This is a genomic window from Caulobacter sp. GW821-FHT05F04, assembly GCF_059419665.1.
In genome coordinates, this window is the sequence record NZ_JBWKSF010000015.1 from 54,452 (window position 1) to 73,271 (window position 18,820).

Genomic DNA, 18,820 nt, shown 5'->3' on the forward strand with positions numbered 1-18,820 from the left:
TCCAGTCTGGCGTCACGCATTCGGCGCGGAGGACGCGATAAGGTCAATGTGCCCGGATTCGTTCCGAGCGCTTGCAGCAGATGTAGGAGGACGGGGCGCGTCCGGCAACGGCCTTAGGTCAGCCGCGCCAGAGCCTGGGCCATCACCTTTTCTGGAACCGGCATCAGTTTGGGGCCGTCCGTCCAGACCAAGGCCGCTTCCACGGCCCGTCCGGGGAACACCTCTCGCAGCACGGCGGCATAGACGGCCATCTGCGCCAGATAGGCCGGATCGGCGTCCTCGATCCGGTCCGGCGAAGGGCGATTGGTCTTGTAATCGACCACCAGCACCCGGCCCGCGTCGACCACGAGCCGGTCCACGCGACCCGAGACGGCCAGCCCTTTCGGCAGATGGGCGCTGGTCCCCGCCAGGGCGACCTCGGCGCGGGAGCCGGGGCCGAACACGGCGGCGAACCGCGAATCATCCAGCACGCCAAACGCGGCTTGGGCCATCTCCTCACGCTGCGCGTCGGTCAGGTCGCGTTCGGCGGTCAGCAGGCGTCGGGCGGCGGTGGCGCGCTGATCCGGCGCGACCTCCGGCAGCAGCTGCAGCAGCTTGTGGACGATCTCGCCCCGCCGGTAGCGGCCCAGGCCCGAGACCCTGGCCAGCGGCGAGGGAGCCGGGACGCGGGCGTTGTCCTCGATCCGCGACGGCGCGGCGTAGCGGGCGGCGGCGGGCTCCGGCGGCGCGTCGACCTTGATCCAGGCCGGCGCGGACGCCGAATCGCGGACGGTCTCCTCGGCGCGCGGAGCGCTGACCGGATCGGGACCGTAGCGCAGGAAGGCGGCCTCAGCCTCGCCTATCGTCCGCACTTCGGGGGCGATATCGGCATGTCCGAAGGCGGCGCGGGCGGCGGCGTACCAGCCGCCGACCTTGTCGTCCTTGGTCCGGGCGTCGATGCGGCCGCACAGGATCAGCCGGTCCCGGGCCCGGGTCAGGGCCACGTACAGCAGGCGCAGGGCCTCCTGGCCTTCCTTGTCCTCGCGGAGCTTGCGGGCCTTGGCCGAGGCGTCGCAGTCGCCCTTGCCGCTGGCGCACCACAGCAGGCCGCCGTCCTCGGTCACCAGCAGCGGCGAGCCCCCGGCTCCGCGCTTCACCGTCGTCTCGGGCAGGAAGACGATCGGCGCCTCCAGGCCCTTGGAGCCGTGGGCGGTCATCACCCTGACCTCGCGCCGGGCGCCTTCCATCTCGCGCTTGACCACGATGTCCAGCGCCGCGAAGTCGGCGACCAGGGCCTCGAGGTCGCGCACGCCGCGCTGTTCGGCCTCCATCACCTGGGCCAGGAATTCGTCGAGCGCCTCCTCCGCCTCGGCGCCCAGACGGGTCAGCACCTTGGCCCGGTGCGAGCGGCCTTCGGCGTCGGCCAGGCCCAGCCAGCCGGCGAAGAACTCGAATGGCTGGCGCTTGCGGCCTTCCGTAAGCGCCCAGTCCAGCACGGTCCGAGCCGTGGTCCATTCCGGACGTTCCTCGGCCCGGCGGCGCAGTTCGGCCCACAAGGTGGCCCGGCGGCCCTTGGCCAGGGCGTAGACGTCATCATCGGTCAGGCCGCAGAACGGCGACTTCAACAAGGCCGCCAGGGTCAGGTCGTCATCCGGGAACAGGATGAATCGGCCCAGGGCCAGCAGGTCCTCGAAGGCGATGTGGCTGGACAGCGACAGCCGGTCGGCCCCGGCCACCGGCACGCCGCGCCGCTTCAGGGCCCGGATGATCTCCTCGAACAGCACCTTGCGGCGACGGACCAGGACGAGGATATCGCCGGCGTGGGCGGCGCGGTGGCGGCCGATCTCCTTGTCGAACACGGCATCGCCGCGCTCCAGGATCGCTTTCGTCTCGGCCGCGATGGCCTCGGCCAGGCGGCGGTTGGCGCTACGCTCGCCTTCCGAGTCGACCGGCGCCTCCCAGGCCTCGCGCTCCTCGCCGGGAAGCTCACGGGTCAGGGGCCACAGGTCGACGCAGCCGGGATGACCGTGACGAAAAAGCTCGTGGCGGACCAGGTCCATGCCCGAGGGCGGAGGTACAGCCGCGTGGGTTTCAGGATCGGACAAGAGTGCGTCGACGAAGCTCAGCACCTCGCGAGTGGAGCGATACGACGTGGTCAGAGGTACGCTTTGGCCGCCGCCAGGACGAACCTCCTCGATGAGGGCGATGTAGCGTTGTGTTTCTTCCAGCAGCCGCGTGGGATCGGCACCCTGGAACGAATAAATGGACTGCTTTTCGTCGCCGACAATGAAAAGGCTGCGTCCCGCCTTCCGGTCATTCCAACCTGGCGCGGCCTCTCCGACAAAGAAGTCGGCGGTCAGTTCCTTTAGGATTTGCCATTGCTCGGGCGCTGTGTCCTGAGCCTCATCGAGAAGGATATGGTCGATGCCGCCGTCCAGCTTGTAGAGCACCCATTCTGAATCGACCTTATCGGTCAGCAGGACCTTGGTCTTCTCGATCAGGTCGGTGAAGTCGAGCGCGCCGCGAGCCTCCTTTGCGGCAATATGCTCGGCGATGTATTTGCCGGCTAGGAGGAGCGCGCCCTCAGTGTCGTCGGCGACCTTGGCGGCGCGAAAACTCTCACGGGCGGCCTCAAGTTTGTCCTGTTCAACCTTCAGCGCCGTTCGCAGGTCCTCGCGGCTCTTCAGTCCGGAGGTCTTACCTGGCCAGGCCGCAGGCGTGCCCTCGCCACCCTCGGTGAAAAGGGCGCGGAGCGCCAAATCCAATGAGGCATCTGGATCGCGAGCGACGGCGGCTAGGGCCTCAGCGTATTTGGCGTCCTGCTTGCCGCCGCTATCGAACAGCACCGTGGCCGCCGTTCGCCAAGCGCCGAGATTGAGGTTAGCCATGGCTTCGGCTGCCAGATCGACGGCCGGAGTTGGAACGTCGAAACCACAGGTCTTCCAGGCCTGGATGATCGCTCCCGCCAAACCGCCGCAGCGCCGGACATAGTCCATGATCTGCCCGCGCCGCGCCTCGAAGCCGGCGAACATGTTCTCGAAGCTCTGGAAGTCCAGCGCCACGGAGAAGCGGGCATAGGCCTCCGAGAAGGCGTCCTCGTGCGTATCGACCCATTGGGCCGTGGCGCGGCGGGCGGCGCGGGCGATGGCGGCGCCCGCCTGGTCGTCCATCACCGTGAAGCCGGGCGAGACCCCGGCCTCCAGAGGGAAGCGCCGCAGCAGCTTTTCGCAGAAGGCGTGAATCGTCTGAATCTTCAGGCCGCCCGGCGTTTCCAGCGCCTTGGCGAACAGGGCGCGGGCGTCGGACAGGCCCTTGGCGTCGTAAGCGGCGTCCGTTTCGCCCACGAGCTTGATCAGCTCGGCCCGCAGGTCGGCGTCGCTGGTCACCGACCACTTGCCCAGCCGCTCGAACAGGCGGCGCTGCATCTCGGCGGCGGCGGCCTTTGTGTAGGTCACGCACAGGATCGCCTGCGGCTCGACCCCGGCCAGCAGCAGGCGCGCGACCCGGTCGATCAGGGTCTTGGTCTTGCCCGAACCGGCATTGGCCGTGACGAAGGCCGAGATCGTCGGATCGGCGGCGATGCGCTGATGATCGGGCGCGCTCATTCGCCGTCCCCGTCGTCGCCGCTGGTCGACCATTCGAACACCCGCGCCAGGTGGGCGTAGTCGCCGGGATGCTCCTTGACGAACTGCGGGGCGACCCGCGAGCGGTAGGGCTCGTCCGGATCGTCATAGCGGGCGATCAGGGTCGAGAGGCCCTCCAGCGCCTTGGCGGCGGCGGCGGCGCTCTCCTCGCCGGCCAGGGCGCGGACCTGCTCCTCGCCGGCGGGGCGGCGGCCCGTGACGCGGACATAGGTCAGGTCACCGGGCGTTGGCTTGCCGAGGTCCGGGAAGCCGCCGTGCATCAGGATCGCCGCCGTCAAGGTCAGCTGCGGCGAGAAGCCGGTGTCGACCTGCTTTTGCGACGGGGCGGCGCCGGTCTTGTAGTCGAGGATGTGGGCGGTCCCGTCGGCGGTCGGCTCGATCCGGTCGGCCTTGGCGGTCAGGGTGAAGGGGCGGCCGTTGATGCTGAGCGACAGCTCGCCCGCCGCCTCGACCACGACCTTGCGGGCCGTGGTGCGGCGATGACGCTCCCAGTCGGCGACCCACAGGGCGGCTTCGCGGGCCAGGGCCTTTTCGCGAGCCAGGGCGGTTGGCGGCATGCCGGCTTCGACCAGGGCGTCGATATAGAAGCGTTCGAACACGCTGGCGGCCTCAAGCGGCACGGCGTCGGGATAGGTCTCGGCGAATTTCTCGAACGCCGCGTGGATGGCGGTGCCCCGGGCGCGGGCCTCGACCGGCTCGTCGGGACGCTCCAGCGGATAGAGCTTGAGGATATCGCGGGCCCACACGGCATAAGGGTCGCGGGTCAGGGCCTCGACGCGGGTGACGGCCATCTTGCGCGGGCGGTCCTGGACCGGCGGGGTCGGGGCTGGGCGGCCGATCGGCGCGTAGGGGTCGGGCGCGTCGAGGGCCCGGACCCAGTCCAGCACGTCGTCGCGGCGGGGCAGAGACAGCCCCGCGCCGGCGGCCAGGGTCTTCAGCCGCCACAGCCAGCGCGACTCGACGGCCGGCGCGCCGCCGCGTCGCTCGCAATGGACAAGCACCACGTCTGGCGCGCTGGCGGCCTGGGCGAAGTCGTGAGCGGTCAGGCCGATCTTGCGTTCGGGGGGCGGCAGGCCGAGCCGGCTCCGCATGGGCCGCGACAGGAACGGGTCGATCGGCGCGCCTTGCGGCCAGACGCCCTCCTCCAGCCCGGCCAGCACCAGGCGGTCGGCGCGAACCAGGCGGGCCTCGATAGCGCCCAGGATCCGCAGACGCGGATGGGTGGCGCCGCCGACACGGACGGTCTCCTCGTTGACCAGTCGGTCGAGAATGTCGGCGAAGGCCTGGGGCGAGGCGTCGGGCAGGGGCTCGCCGTCCTGGATCAGGGCGGCCATCAGGGCGCCCAGGCACTCGCCCGCGCCGCCGGCCCAAAGACGGTGCGGCGCGATCAGGCCTTCCAGCGCCTCGACCAGGGCCTGGGCGGCCCGGCAAGGCGGAGCGAAGCCGTCCGCATAGGGCCCTGCGGCGTGGTCGACGGCGGCCAGGACGCGATCGCACAGGGCCAGGGCGTCGGGCGCGTCCCTCAGCCGGGCGCGCAGCACCTCGGCCGAACTGGGCGCGGCGCCGCGCAGGCCCTTACGTTCCAGCATTGCGGCGGCGGGCGCCTCGTCCTCGCCCAGAACCAGGGGGTGCTTGGCGAAGGCCAACAGGCGGACCGGGTTCAGCGGCTCCTCGACCAGCCGCGCCAGGTGCAGGGCCAGGATCGCCGAGCCGGCCGCGGCCAGAGGCGCGCCGGCCGAGCTGTCGGGGATCACGCCCCAGCGTTGCAGGCGGGTCATCACCCGGCGAGCCAGGGTCTGGTCGGGCGTGACCAGGGCGGCGGTCTTGTCCGGCGTCTCCAGCGCCTCGCGCAGCAGCAAGGCGCAGGCGCCGGCGGCCTCCTCCTCGGCGCGCGCGGCGATGACCGAGAAGCCGGTCAGGCCCTCGGCGACGGGGTCGAGGTCCGGGGCCTCGGCGCGCAGGGCGGCGATCTGGGCCAGCCAGTCGGCGGTGGCCTCGGCTGGACGCAGGGCCTCGTTGACGATCCGCCGCCGCCAGCGGCCGCGACTGTCGACATCGGGAACCCAGGCGCGGACATCCGAACGCGCGACGCCGGCGCGGTCCAGAAGGCGCTTCATCGCGCCTTGCGGATGCTGCTCGCCCTGGCTCTCCTTGATCTGAGCCCAGGCGCTGTCGGCCAGGTCCTCGTCGAGGCCTGGCAGCACCACGGCGCCCTTCGGCGCGGCGGCGATGACGCGCAGCAGGTCGGCGGTGGCGGGCGCGGTGCCGGTCGAGCCGGCGGCGACCAGCACCTCGGTCGGCGGATTCTCGGCCCATTGCTTTTCCAGGGCCCGCAGCAGCTTCACCCGGCGCTCGGAGACGTCGATCAGGCCCAGCGCCTCCAGCCGCTGCGGCCAGGCGGTCAGCACGCCCTTCAGGAACCGAGCCGAGACCTGCCAGTGTTGGGCCAGGTCGCCCTCGGCCAGGCCGTCCAGCTTGTCGGCGAACGGGACCTCCTCGATCTGACAGCTGTCGAGGAAGTCGGACAGGGCCTTGGCCAGTTCCAGGGCCTGGACCGGGCCGGGCTTGAACGACAGCTTGTCGCCATGGTCGATCACCAGCCGCGCCAGCTCGAACCGGCGGCGACGCGAGGAGATGGCCGGCGGAAAGTCGAGGGACAGCTCACCGGGCTCGAAGGGCGGCTCGCCTTCATCCAAGTCGCCCAGCGGCCGGATCTGCGGCAGCAACAGCGCCCGCCCGCCGCCGACCGCCAGGAAGGCGTCGGCCAGGGCGCGGGCGCCGCGGCGGGTCGGGGTCAGGACGGTGGCGCGGGGCAGGGCTTCGGGCCCCAGCGGTTCCAGCGTGTTCAGCAGGCCGCGCGCCAGATCATCGACGAACGGCCGATGGGCGGGGATCGAGAACCAACGCGGCCCCGGTCTTTCAAAGAAGGGGGCCGGTCCGCTCATCGCGCTGCCAGACTTCCTTGCGAGAGCTTGGCCTCGGCCGCCAGTCTGGCGTCGGGATCGCCGACGTGCATCCACAGGCCATCAGGCGCGACGCCGTGGACGCGGTGGTCGGCGGCCAGACGTTTCCATAGGGGCAGCAGAGAGAACGGGCCTTCCGGCCCGTCGGCGGTGATCGCTGGCTTGCAGATATGGACGCCGACATAGACCAGCGGCGCGATCTCGCCGGGATCCTTGAAGCGGACGACGCCATCTTCGAGGAACACGTCGCCGCTGTCGTGGAAGCCTAGGGACCCCGAGGTCGAGGCCAGCATCAGGCAGACGTCCATCGTCTCAGGGTTCCAGGCGGCGGCCACGGCGTCGATGGCCGGACCGGCGTGCTCGATCCAGACGGAGTCGATATTGGCCACGAAGACCGGACCCTCACCCAGCAGTGGCAGGGCGTGCTTGACACCGCCGCCCGTCTCCAGGGCCTGAGGCCGCTCGTCGGAGATGACGATTTTCGGGCCAAGCCCCTTGGCTTGGCGAGCCTTGAGGTGAGCTTCGACCAGATCGGCGAAGTAGTGGACATTGACCACGGCGGTCTCGACCCCGGCGGCGGCCAGGCGATCCAGCATGTGGTCGATCAGCGCCTTGCCGGCGACCTCGACCAGGGCCTTGGGCCGGTCGTTGGTCAGCGGGCGCATGCGGGTGCCCAGGCCGGCGGCCAGCACCATCGCGACCTTGGGGCCACTCATCGGCGGGCCTCGGCGGGAACGTAGCGATCGAACCAGGCCTTGAGAGCGCTCATCACCGGATCGCTCAGGTTCCGCTCCAGGTAGCGCCAGGTGCGCGGCATGAAGGCCTCGTACTGGCGGCGACCCAGCAGGGCCTGGCGGGCGAAGACCCGGCCCAGGATGCGGGCGGCGTTCGAGGCGGCGAGGGCGCGGTAGTCGGCGATGAAGGCCTCGCGATCGACGCTCGGTCGGGCGGCGAGATAGCGGTCCAGCATGGCCGCTTCCAGTTCCGGCGACACGTCGCGGCGGGCGTCCTGCAGCAGGTGGGTCAGGTCCCAGGCGGGGTGGGCGCGCAGGGCGTCCTGGAAATCCAGCAGGCCGACGCGGGCGACGCCGTCGCGCTCGGGCAGCCACAGCAGGTTCTGGGCATGGTAGTCGCGATGGGTGAAGACGCTGGCCCCGGCCTCGCCGCGCACCCAGACGGGCGCCCACAGCGCGTCCCACGCGGCGACGGCCTCGCGGCTGAAGGCCGGAAGGCCGGCGAACTGGGGCCACCATTCCAGGAAGGTGTCGGTAGCGTATTTCAGGGCCAGGGTGTCGTAGGTCAGCAGCGGCCAGCGGACGTCGTCGACTGCCAGAACGTCCGGAGGCGTCTCGGCGTGCAGGGCCACCTGCAGGTCGACGGCGGCCTCGTACAGCGGGCGCTCATCCTGGCCTTCCGCGATCAGGGTGGCGTAGAGGCCGTCGCCCAAATCTTCCAGGACCGCCAGCCCCTGTGCGACGTCATAGGCGAAGATGCGCGGGGCCGAGAGACCGCGCTGGCGCAGATAGTCGGCGGTGGCGACGAAGGCGGCGACCGAGCCGGCGGCCAGGCGCGCGGCGGCGTTGTAGCCCAGGGCCAGGCGCTCGGCGTCCGTCGCGCCCGGTGGGCAGACGACGCTTTCCAGCGCTGGCGGCTGGTCCATGAAGATGAAGCTCTCGCTCTCGTCCCCCTTGGCGCGGTGCAGGCGCTCATAAGACCGCGTCGAGGCGTCGCCGCCCAGGCTCTCTCGGCGGACGTCGCCGAAGCCGTGGGTTTCCAGGAACGCGGCCTTCGCCACTTCTCTCTCAGAACTCAAGATCACGTCCCTCGAAATCGCCGTGCCGTGTGATGACGGCGCGCCGCGCGTCGCCGTCGAGGGCGATGTCTATATCGAGCCGAGTCGCGGGCAAACGTCCTTCGAGCCGTTGGGGCCATTCGATCAGGGCGACGCCGCCGTCCAGGGCTTCGTCCAGCCCGATCTCATAGGCCTCGTCGGGGTTCGACAGGCGATAGAGATCAAAGTGGGCCAGGGGGAAGCCGGCTGTTTCGTAGAACTGCACCAGCGTGAAGGTCGGGCTGGGCACCTCCTCATCCGGCGTCGTCAGGGCCCTGATGAGGGCCCGGGCCAGGGTCGACTTCCCCGCGCCCAGAGGACCGGTCAGGCACACGGCGTCGCCCGGGCGCAGGGACGCGGCCAGCGCTCGGCCCAGGTCCTGAGTGGCGGCCTCGTCGGCGAGAAAAAGGGCGGTCACGTCAGGCGGCTCGTCGGATCGGTCGGCAACATGCGCTCCACATAGCGCTTCAGGACTTCCGTGGCTTCTGTCGCGTCGCCGGGCAAGGCCTGCGGATCAACCTGCGCCCCGACGATCAGCGAAAAGCGACGGCCCTTCTTGTTCAGCAACTCATGGAACAAAGTGATGTCGCGCAGCTCTTTCCAGCGTTTGTCGAACAGGTGGAACAGGGTCGACCAGGGGCCGGCCAGGTGCATAGGCACGATTGGCGCGCCGTACTTGCGGGCGATCGAAACGGCGGAGGCCATCCAGGGCGGGTCGGTCAGGCGGCCGTCTGCGTCCTTCACCGCCAAGCGTCCGGCCGGGAAGATCATCAAGGCGCGCTCGGCCTCCATCGCGTCGCGGGTCATCGACAGGGTCAGGCGCATCCGCTCGCGGCTGCGCTTTTCCTCGACCCATTCGACGGGGATCAGCACCTCGTCGAACCGGCGGCAGACGCGGTGGGCGTCGGCGTTGGCGTAGAACAACACGTCGGGCCGCCGGGCCTTGACGGCGTCATAGACCGCGACGCCGTCGCCGATGCCGGTCGGATGGTTGGCGACGATCACGCAGCGGCCGGCGGCGGGCAGGTTCGAGAGGCCCGCGACCTCGACCCGCAGGGCCAGCAGGTCGGAGACGTGGTCCAGCGCCGCGCGGCCGTCCAGCTGACAGATCCTCTGCGCCATCCGCCGGGCCTTGCGGTAGTCCAGCATCCGATAAACGACCGGCCGAACCAGCGGCCAGATCGGGGACCCCGTCAGGCGCGGCGCGCGCTCGGCGATCAGAGTGTCGACGATGTGGGGCTCGGGCGTCTGTCGCGCCCCGACCACCCCGAAGGCCGGAACATGAACCATGCCGGGAGTCTAGGTCGCGTCGACGAGGCTGTCAGCCGGCGGATGACGCATGGGCGGGCTTCCCCTCGAGGCGCTCACGCGCTAACCGCAGTCCCCGATGCCGACTTCTCTTCGCACCGCCTATCGCGAGCGCCTGACTCTGGGCGAGATCCGGCCCGACGTGGCCCAGGCCGCCGCCGTGGACGCCCTGTCCCGGCTGGAAGCCGATCTCGACAACGCCGGCGAGCCCGGCTTCTCGCTGTTCGGCCGCAAGCCCAAGAGCCAGCGCGGCGTCTATCTGTGGGGTCCGGTCGGGCGCGGGAAGTCCATGCTGATGGACCTGTTCTTCGACAGCGCGCCGATCAACAAGAAGCGCCGCATCCACTTCCACGCCTTCATGGCCGAGGTCCACGCCGACATCGACGCGTGGCGCAAGGGCGATGCCGCGGCGCGCAAGGCGCGGTTCGGTCAGTCCAGGGGCGATGATCCGATCGCCCCGACCGCCGAGCTGATCGCCACGAACGCTCGCCTGCTCTGCTTCGACGAGCTGCAGGTCACCGACATCGCCGACGCCATGATCCTGGGGCGGCTGTTCGAGGCCCTGTTCGCGCGGGGCGTAACCCTGGTGGCCACCTCGAACCGGCCGCCGGACGACCTCTACAAGGACGGCCTCAACCGTCAGCTCTTCGTCCCCTTCATCGACATGCTTAAGAGCGCCATGGACGTCGTGGCCGTGCGCGGGCCGGTCGACTTCCGCCTGGATCGTCTGCGCGCGGCCCGCACCTGGCTGGCGCCGAACGACAAGGAGAGCCAGGCCGAGTTCGAGCAGCTGTGGACCGACATGCTGGATGGCGCGGCCGAGACCGGCGCGACGCTGGAGGTGCTGGGCCGCAAGATGCGCCTGCCCCGCGCCGCCGGCGGCATGCTGCGCTCGTCCTTCGCCAGCCTGTGCCAGCAGGCCCTGGGGCCGCAGGACTACCTGGCCGTCGCTGAGCGGTTCCACACCCTCTTCCTGGAAGACGTGCCGCGCCTGACCCCCGCCCGGCGTGACGCGGCCAAGCGGTTCAACACGCTGATCGACGCGCTCTACGAAGCCGACGCCAAGCTGGTGGCCCTGGCCGACGCCGAGCCGGAACAGCTCTACCCCGAAGGCGATGGATCCTTCGAGTTCGAGCGCACGGTCTCGCGCCTGCAGGAAATGCGTTCGGCCGACTATGTGGCGCGGGTGCGGGACTAGGAGAATATCATGAGCGTGAAGGATCGGGTCCGCGTCCGCGAGACCAAGCTGCTGTCCGACAACTGGTACGTCCTGAAGACGACCACCTTCGACTGGAAGCGGCGGGACGGGACCTGGCAAACCCAGCATCGCGAGCACTACGACAGGGGCAATGGGGCGGTGTTGTTGCCCTACAATCTGGAAAGCCGGACGGTGCTGCTGGTCCGGCAGTTCCGATGGCCGGCCTTCGTCAATGGCTATGACGATCTGCTGATCGAGGCGGCGGCCGGCCTGCTGGACAACGCCGAGCCGGAGGTTCGCATCCGCGCGGAGGTCGAGGAGGAGCTGGGCTACCGCCTGGGCGACGTGCGCAAGGTGTTCGAGGCCTTCATGAGCCCGGGCTCGGTGACCGAGATCCTGCACTTCTTCGTCGCCGAGTACGATGCGGCCATGCGGATCGGCGACGGCGGCGGCCATCCTGACGAGGGTGAGGACATCGAGGTTCTGGAGCCGACCATCGACGAGGCCCTGGCGATGATCGCCGACGGTCGCATCCGTGACGCCAAGACCATCATGCTGCTGCAGCACCTGGCCTTGACGGTGTTCAAGGCTTAGCGGGACCGCGGATCCGGGGAATTAGCCGAAGTCCCGCGCAAGCGGCACGTCGAACCGGACGAACAGGCCGGCCGGGCTGTAGTCGGCCGCGATCGCGCCGCGGAGTTCGCCGGTAATGCTGCGCTCGATCAGACGTGAGCCGAACCCGCGTCGGGTGGGCTGACGAGCTGGCGGGCCGTCGAGCTCGCGCCAGTCAAAGACGAGACGCTCGTCATCGCGCACCGACCAGGCCAGCGCCAGTCGGCCGGCGTTCGACAGGGACCCGTACTTGGCGGCGTTGGTGGCCAACTCGTGGAACACCATCCCCAGCGACAGGGCAACACGCGCCGGCAGGTGGACATTCGGGCCGTCCATGACGATGCGCTCCGGGCCATAGGGTCCGAGTTCCTGGATCAGGAGCTGGCGTAGTCCCGCGCCGGCCCACTGGCTGTCGGTCAGGGCGTTATGCGTCTGGGATAGGGCCAGCAGCCTGGCTTCGAACGCGGCGGCGAAGTCCTCGGGCGTCGTGGAGCCGCGCAGGGTCTGCTGGGCGATGGCCTGGACCGTGGCCAAGGTGTTCTTCACGCGGTGGTTCAGCTCGTCCAGCAGCAGGCGCTGGCGTTCGTCCGCCTGGACCTGATCCGTCATGTCCACGCCCTCGACGAAGACGCCCGAGGCCGTCCCGTCCGCCTCGATGATCGGCTGGTAGACGAAGTCGAGATAGCGCTCCTCCAACGCCGCGTCGGGGTTGCGCTGCAAGGCGATCTTCACGCGTCGGCCGACGAACGCCTCGCGGGTCGCCAAGACCTGATCCAGCAGATCGATGACGCCTTGGTCGACGATCTCCGGAAGCGCGGTTCGCACCGGCAGGCCGGTAACCTCTCGGTGACCGATCAGCTGGGCGTAGGCATTGTTGGCGAGGTCGAAGACGTGATCTGGGCCGCGCAGCACCGCCATGAAGCTGGGCGCCTGCATGAAGAGATTGCGGAGCTGCCGGCTCTGGGATTGCACGGCTTCGGCCCGCCGAAGAACTTCGTCGCTCAGCATGGTCGTGGATCGCGCGCCGAAGGCCGCGTCCTTGAGGCGCTGGATCGCGGTGACGTCCTGGGTGTGCTGTAGAATGTAGCGGGTCGCGCCGGTCTCGTCGGGGATCGGCGTGTGGGTGGCGCTCCAGAGCCGGTCCTCGAAGCCGCCGCCCAGATGGGCCGGTCGTTCGATCGCGTAGTGGATCAGCGGCAGCTCGGTCACTTCGCCGCGGTCGCGGGCGTGGGCCAGGGAGGCTTCGAGCTGGGCTCGCGTCTCGCCTTCCGAGGGGAAGGCGTCGAAGATGTTGCGCCCTTCCAGTTCGTCCCAGCCGCGCTGCAAGGTGCGCAGATAGGCGCTATTGGCAGCGACATATCGAAAGTCACGGTCCAGCAGCATGTAGGGCGAGGGAATGCGATCGAAAATCTCGCCGAAATCGATCGGACCCGTCATGCGCACGCCTTGCTCCCCTCCCTAAAGCGACAGACGGTAACGCAACCTTGGCCTTGGAGGTTCCTTAACCCACCCGGATCTGGATTGAGAACGTTTCTCAACAAGCGCCGCTTAATTGACACCCCCGCCCTCGCGCTTAAAAGCATCCCGCAACGCACAAAGGCTACTGGGGTTGGACCTCTCATGACCGACACGAGCCGGGGGCTGCCTGAGCGCCCGATGTCGCCGCACCTGCAGGTGTGGCGTTGGCATATCACCATGGCCTGCTCGATCCTGCACCGCGGCTGCATCGTTGGCCTGTGGGTCGGCGCCGTGATCCTGGCCGCCTGGGCCGCGGCCCTGGCCGCTGGTCCGGACGTCTATGCGGGCTTCCTCGGCGTGCTGGGCTCGCCGATCGGCAAGCTGGTGTTGCTGGGCGAGACCTTCGCCGTGTTCTTCAACATCGCCTACACGATCCGCCAGACCTTCTGGGACACCGGCAAGGGCTTCGCTCCGCGCATCGCCGACATGACCGGCGCCATGGCGATCGCCTTCGCGGTCGTGGCGACGATCGTCACCTGGGTCATCGCCGGCGCGAACGGAGCGTTCTGAATCATGAGCAAGAACGACCTCTTCCAGCCCATTCAATTCCGCACCCCGTTGTCGCGGGCCCGCGGCCTGGGCGCCTCGCGTCACGGCGTCAGCCACTTCATCACCGAGCGCGTCTCTGGCCTGGCCCTGGCGCCGCTGAGCGTCTGGGGCGTGTTCGCGGCCCTGAAGCTGGTCGGCGCCGACCAGCACACAGCCGCCGCCTGGGTCGGCCAGCCGGTCAACGCCGTGTTGCTGAGCCTGCTGCTGATCTCGGCCCTGATCCACCTGTCGAACACGGTCCAGGTGGTGATCGAAGACTACATCCACCGCTTCACGAGCAAGTCGGCCCTGGTGATCGGCAATCTGTTCGTCTGCGTGCTGGCCGGCGCCGTGGGGGTCTTCTCGATCCTCAAGGTGGCCATGACCGTGACCGGAGCCCATTGATGTCGGCCTACAAGTTCATCGACCACAAGTTCGACGTCGTCGTCGTCGGCGCCGGCGGTTCAGGTCTCCGCGCCGCCCTGGGCGCCGCGCAGGCCGGCCTGAAGACCGCCTGCGTCACCAAGGTGTTCCCGACCCGCAGCCACACCGTGGCGGCGCAGGGCGGCATCTCGGCCTCGCTGGGCAATATGGGCCAGGATGACTGGCGCTGGCACATGTACGACACCGTCAAGGGGTCGGACTGGCTGGGCGACCAGGACGCCATCGAGTACCTGACCCGCAACGCGCCGGCCGCCGTCTACGAGTTGGAGCACTGGGGCGTGCCCTTCTCGCGCACGGCCGAGGGCAAGATCTATCAGCGCGCCTTTGGCGGCATGACCAAGAACTATGGCGAAGGCCCGATCCAGCGCACCTGCGCGGCGGCCGACCGCACCGGTCACGCCATGCTGCACACGATGTACGGCCAGTCGCTGGCCCACGACACCGAGTTCTTCATCGAGTACTTCGCCCTCGACCTGATCATGGACGACGGCGTCTGCCGCGGTGTCACCGCCTGGAAGCTCGACGACGGCACCCTGCACCGCTTCCAGGCCCAGACGGTGATCCTGGCCACGGGCGGTTACGGCCGCGCCTACTTCTCGGCCACCTCGGCCCACACCTGCACGGGCGACGGCAACGCCATGGCGTTGCGCGCCGGCCTGCCGCTGCAGGACATGGAATTCGTGCAGTTCCACCCGACTGGCATCTACGGCGCCGGTTGCCTGATCACGGAAGGCGCGCGCGGCGAAGGCGGCTACCTGACCAACTCGGAAGGCGAGCGCTTCATGGAGCGCTACGCCCCGTCGGTGAAGGACCTAGCGCCGCGCGACATGGTCAGCCGCGCGATGACCATCGAAATCCGCGAAGGTCGCGGTGTCGGTCCGAACAAGGACCATATCTTCCTGCACCTGGATCACCTGGATCCGAAGATCCTGCACGAGCGCCTGCCCGGCATCTCCGAGACCGCCAAGGTCTTCGCCGGCGTAGACGTCACCAAGGCGCCGATCCCGGTGCTGCCGACCGTCCACTACAACATGGGCGGCATCCCGACGAACTATCACGGCGAGGTCGTCACCAAGTCGGGCGACAATCCCGACCAGGTGATCCCGGGCCTGATGGCCGTGGGCGAGGCCGCCTGCGTGTCGGTCCACGGCGCCAACCGCCTGGGCTCCAACTCGCTGATCGACCTGGTGGTCTTCGGTCGCGCCGCGGCCCTGCGCTGCGCCGAGGTCCTGACCCCCGGCGCCAAGCAGCCGGAACTGAAGGACGCCTGGACCGACGGCCACCTGGCCCGCTTTGACCGCTATCGCAACGCCAGCGGGACCCAAGGCACGGCCGCCCTGCGTCTCGAGATGCAGAAGGCCATGCAGGAAGACGCTGCGGTGTTCCGCACGGGCGAAACCCTGGTCGGCGGCGCTCAGCGCCTGGCGACGGTCTGGGACAAGGCCAAGGACATCAAGGTCAGCGATCGCGGTCTGGTGTGGAACACCGACCTGATGGAGACCCTGGAGTTCGACAACCTGATCGGCCAAGCGGTCGTGACCGTGGCCGGCGCGGTCAACCGCACCGAAAGCCGCGGCGCTCACGCACGCGAGGACTTCTCGAGCCGCGATGACGCCGAATGGATGAAGCACACCCTGGCCTGGCTCGATGTCGAGACCGGCAAGGTGAAGATCGATTACCGTCCGGTGCACAGCTACACGATGTCGGACGACATTGCCTACATCCCGCCGAAGCAACGGGTCTACTGAGGGTACGATGGTCGAACTCGCACTCCCCAAGAACTCGCAGGTCAAGTCGGGCAAGCACTGGCCCGCGCCGGCCGGCGCCAAGAAGGTCAAGACCTTCAAGATCTACCGCTACGATCCGGAAGCGGGCGGCAATCCGCGCTGGGACACCTACGACGTCGACGTCGACACCGTGGGCCCGATGGTCCTGGACGCCCTGCTGTATATCAAGAACACCATCGATCCGACCCTGGCCTTCCGCCGGTCGTGCCGGGAGGGTGTCTGTGGGTCGTGCTCGATGAACATCGGCGGCCGCAATACCCTGGCCTGCACCCACGGCTGGGCCGAGGTGCCGGGCAAGGCCGTGCAGATCAGCCCGCTGCCGCACATGCCGGTGGTCAAGGACCTGATCCCGGACCTGACGCTATTCTACGCCCAGTACGCCTCGGTCGAGCCCTGGCTGCACACCGACACGCCCGAGCCGCAGACCGAGTGGAAGCAGTCGCCGGAAGACCGCGAGAAGCTCGACGGTCTCTACGAGTGCATCCTCTGCGCCTGCTGCTCGACCTCGTGCCCCAGCTACTGGTGGAACGGCGACAAGTACCTGGGACCGGCGGCCCTGCTGCACGCCTATCGCTGGCTGATAGACAGCCGCGACGAAGCGACCGGCGACCGCCTCGACCAGCTCGAAGACCCGTTCAAGCTCTATCGCTGCCACACGATCATGAACTGCGCCCAGGTCTGCCCGAAGGGTCTGAACCCGGCCAAGGCCATCGCCGAAATCAAGAAGATGATGGTCGAGCGCGTCGTCTGACGGGCTCCTTGAGAAGACAAGAATGGGGCGGCTTCGGAAACGAGCCGCCCCATTCTATATCCGCCTTTGTCGAAGGCGCTTGCCAATAGGTGACGCCGGCGTCATTTTTGACGAAAGGGAGGGCGTCATTGAGCGCTGAAGCCAATCAGAACGCGTGCGTCGTCATCGTCGGCGCCGGTCATGCCGGCGGCTCGGCTGCGGCGTTCCTGCGTCAATATGGTCACCAGGGCCGCATTGTGCTGATCGGCGACGAGCCGTTGCTGCCCTATCAGCGCCCGCCGCTGTCGAAGGCGTGGCTGAAGGGCGAGGCCGACGCCGACTCCTTGGCCCTCAAGCCGGCCGAATGGTACGCCGAGAACAACGTCTCCCTGCGCCTCGAAGGCGTGGCCGAGCGGATCAACCGTTCCGAAAAGACGGTGACCCTCGCGTCGGGGGAGGTCATCGCCTACGACTTCCTCATTCTGGCCACGGGCGCTCGCGCCCGTGAGCTGCCGATACCGGGTTCCGACCTCGCCGGTGTCCTGTCCTTGCGCACGGCGGCCGACGCTGAACGGCTCAAGCACGCCCTGGGACCGGGCAAGCGGTTGGCCGTGATCGGCGGCGGCTATGTGGGCCTGGAGGCGGCCGCCTCGGCCCGGGCGCTGGGCAGCCACGCCATGGTCATCGAGCGTGAAAGCCGCGTGCTGGCCCGGGTCGCCTGCGAGACCCTGTCGCTCTTCTTCCAGGACTATCACAGCAAGCATGGCGTCGTGTTCGAGCTGAACGCCGGTGTCGCCGGCTTCGAGGGCGAGAACGGCCACGTCACCGGCGTGAAGTTTTCGGATGGCCGCGTCGTCGCCTGCGATGTCGCCCTGGTCGGCGTCGGCGCGGTTCCCAACGACGAACTGGCCAAGGATGCGGGCCTGGCGACCGCCAATGGCGTGGTTGTCGACCTGGAAGCGCGCACCGAGGATCCGTCGATCTTCGCGATCGGCGACGTCACCCATCGTCCGCTCCCGCTCTATGAGCGCCAGTTCCGCCTGGAATCCGTCCCCAACGCCCTGGAGCAGGCCAAGCAGGCCGCTTCGGCGATTCTTGGACGTCCGGGTCCCGCGCCCGAGGTGCCGTGGTTCTGGTCCGACCAGTATGATCTGAAGCTGCAGATCGCCGGCCTGCCGTTCGAGGCGGACCGCCAGGTGGTGCGCGGCGATGTCGCCGCCGCCAAGTTCGCGGTCTTCCATCTGAAGGGTGACCTGCTGCAGGCCGTCGAGGCGGTCAACGCGCCGCCCGAATTCATGGCCGGCAAGCAGCTGATCGCCAAACGCACGCCGGTGAGCGCCGACAAGCTCGCCGATCTTACGGTGTCCATGAAAGAGGTGGCGGCTTAGGCCGCCCTATAGAGACAGCCTTCCAGGGGTAATGGGAAACAGATGGCCAAGATCACCTACATCGAACACGACGGCGCCGAACATGTCCTCGACGTGAAGCCAGGCCTGACCGTCATGGAAGGCGCCGTGAAGAACAACGTGCCGGGCATCGACGCGGACTGCGGCGGGGCCTGCGCCTGCGCCACCTGCCACGTCTATGTCGACCCGGCCTGGCTCGATAAGACCGGCGACAAGTCGGCCATGGAAGAGTCGATGCTGGATTTCGCCGAGAACGTCGAGCCCAACAGCCGCCTGTCGTGCCAGATCAAGGTGAGCGACGCGCTGGACGGTCTGATCGTGCGCCTGCCGGAAAGCCAGCATTAGTCACGGCGTCAAAAGAGCGTTGTTATATTGTCGCGAGGGGCTTGCCAGTCGTCCGAGGGAGGACTAGATCACCGCCTCGCTCGGAACGGCGTCGCGGCCGGACGATGCGGCCCCCGAAAGGGAGTTGCATCGGCTCAGACGCTTCGCTAAACACCGCGCTCCAATCGACTCGATGACGGATCCGCAAGGGCGGCCACGGCGGCCCAGGGATCCTTCTTTTGTCTCTTCACTCCCCGGTTTTCCGGAGTTTGAAAAAGCCGAAAAGAGTTGGTTGACTTCGGAATGTCGCCTCTTTAGAAGCGCCGCTCCGGACATCGCCGCCAAGACTTCGCAAGAAATCAGCGGCGCGATGTTAGGCTGGTCAAGTAATCGCTTCGAAGTTTTCTTCGAGAAATAGCTTGACTGGATTTGGTGGCTTCTTTAGAAGCTGCCGGCTCTGCCGAGGACCTCCGGGTTGGTTGGCGGGTTTGTCGGAAAGTTTTGAAAAAAACGATTTGACACGGAATTCGAGGTTCGCTAGATAGCCG

Annotated in this window: 15 protein-coding genes; 8 read left to right on the top strand and 7 right to left on the bottom strand. The window is 68.4% G+C overall.

Going from position 1 to position 18,820, the window contains the following annotated elements; translation table 11 throughout:
- Positions 1-113 precede the first annotated feature (113 nt).
- Genes addA through AC07R7_RS25225 form a run of 6 tightly spaced genes read right to left on the bottom strand, consistent with a single transcriptional unit; the run spans position 114 to position 9,707 of the window.
- On the bottom strand, positions 114-3,584 hold the full coding sequence (gene addA / locus AC07R7_RS25200) for a double-strand break repair helicase AddA (protein WP_494637062.1): 3,471 nt from the start codon (positions 3,582-3,584) through the stop codon (positions 114-116).
- On the bottom strand, positions 3,581-6,568 hold the full coding sequence (addB, locus tag AC07R7_RS25205) for a double-strand break repair protein AddB (protein WP_494637064.1): 2,988 nt from the start codon (positions 6,566-6,568) through the stop codon (positions 3,581-3,583). Before addB ends, addA begins: the two co-directional genes overlap by 4 nt.
- The gene (murU, locus tag AC07R7_RS25210) at positions 6,565-7,302 is read right to left on the bottom strand and encodes an N-acetylmuramate alpha-1-phosphate uridylyltransferase MurU (protein ID WP_494637066.1); all 738 of its coding nucleotides are present in this window, start codon (positions 7,300-7,302) and stop codon (positions 6,565-6,567) included. Before murU ends, addB begins: the two co-directional genes overlap by 4 nt.
- Positions 7,299-8,399, bottom strand: a complete 1,101-nt coding sequence (gene amgK, locus AC07R7_RS25215) for an N-acetylmuramate/N-acetylglucosamine kinase AmgK (protein WP_492888764.1) — start codon at positions 8,397-8,399, stop codon at positions 7,299-7,301. Before amgK ends, murU begins: the two co-directional genes overlap by 4 nt.
- A complete protein-coding gene (tsaE, locus tag AC07R7_RS25220; RefSeq protein ID WP_492888765.1) occupies positions 8,389-8,835 on the bottom strand; it encodes a tRNA (adenosine(37)-N6)-threonylcarbamoyltransferase complex ATPase subunit type 1 TsaE in 447 nt (148 codons plus the stop codon). Before tsaE ends, amgK begins: the two co-directional genes overlap by 11 nt.
- Positions 8,832-9,707 carry a GNAT family N-acetyltransferase gene (locus AC07R7_RS25225; RefSeq protein ID WP_492888766.1) on the bottom strand — a complete coding sequence of 292 codons (876 nt, stop codon included), beginning with the start codon at positions 9,705-9,707 and terminating at the stop codon, positions 8,832-8,834. The genes tsaE and AC07R7_RS25225 overlap by 4 nt, the downstream gene beginning before the upstream one ends.
- A 97-nt stretch (positions 9,708-9,804) precedes the next feature.
- Between AC07R7_RS25225 and zapE the strand changes: the two genes are divergently transcribed.
- A complete protein-coding gene (gene zapE, locus AC07R7_RS25230; protein ID WP_492888767.1) occupies positions 9,805-10,923 on the top strand; it encodes a cell division protein ZapE in 1,119 nt (372 codons plus the stop codon).
- 9 nt (positions 10,924-10,932) lie between these two features.
- Entirely contained in the window at positions 10,933-11,517 is a 585-nt protein-coding gene (locus AC07R7_RS25235) for a GDP-mannose pyrophosphatase (protein ID WP_492841186.1), read from the top strand.
- A 21-nt stretch (positions 11,518-11,538) separates the two neighbouring features.
- Here the strand turns inward: AC07R7_RS25235 and AC07R7_RS25240 are convergent, their stop codons facing one another.
- Positions 11,539-12,972, bottom strand: a complete 1,434-nt coding sequence (locus AC07R7_RS25240) for a sensor histidine kinase (protein ID WP_494637070.1) — start codon at positions 12,970-12,972, stop codon at positions 11,539-11,541.
- Between the two features lie 183 nt (positions 12,973-13,155).
- Here AC07R7_RS25240 and sdhC point away from each other — a divergent pair, with 183 nt between their 5' ends.
- The 6 genes from sdhC to AC07R7_RS25270 all read left to right on the top strand — a co-directional run bounded on the left by sdhC (position 13,156) and on the right by AC07R7_RS25270 (position 18,293).
- Positions 13,156-13,563 (top strand): succinate dehydrogenase, cytochrome b556 subunit, encoded by a 408-nt coding sequence (sdhC, locus tag AC07R7_RS25245; RefSeq protein ID WP_492841983.1) that lies wholly within the window; start codon positions 13,156-13,158, stop codon positions 13,561-13,563.
- A 3-nt stretch (positions 13,564-13,566) separates the two neighbouring features.
- Positions 13,567-13,986, top strand: a complete 420-nt coding sequence (gene sdhD / locus AC07R7_RS25250; RefSeq protein WP_492888769.1) for a succinate dehydrogenase, hydrophobic membrane anchor protein — start codon at positions 13,567-13,569, stop codon at positions 13,984-13,986.
- Positions 13,986-15,773 (top strand): succinate dehydrogenase flavoprotein subunit, encoded by a 1,788-nt coding sequence (gene sdhA, locus AC07R7_RS25255; RefSeq protein WP_492888770.1) that lies wholly within the window; start codon positions 13,986-13,988, stop codon positions 15,771-15,773. The genes sdhD and sdhA overlap by 1 nt, the downstream gene beginning before the upstream one ends.
- Before the next feature lie 7 nt (positions 15,774-15,780).
- A complete protein-coding gene (locus tag AC07R7_RS25260) occupies positions 15,781-16,563 on the top strand; it encodes a succinate dehydrogenase iron-sulfur subunit (RefSeq protein WP_099575368.1) in 783 nt (260 codons plus the stop codon).
- A gap of 128 nt (positions 16,564-16,691) precedes the next feature.
- Positions 16,692-17,930, top strand: a complete 1,239-nt coding sequence (locus AC07R7_RS25265; protein ID WP_494637073.1) for an NAD(P)/FAD-dependent oxidoreductase — start codon at positions 16,692-16,694, stop codon at positions 17,928-17,930.
- A 42-nt stretch (positions 17,931-17,972) separates the two neighbouring features.
- Entirely contained in the window at positions 17,973-18,293 is a 321-nt protein-coding gene (locus AC07R7_RS25270) for a 2Fe-2S iron-sulfur cluster-binding protein (protein ID WP_492888772.1), read from the top strand.
- Positions 18,294-18,820: the final 527 nt, after the last annotated feature.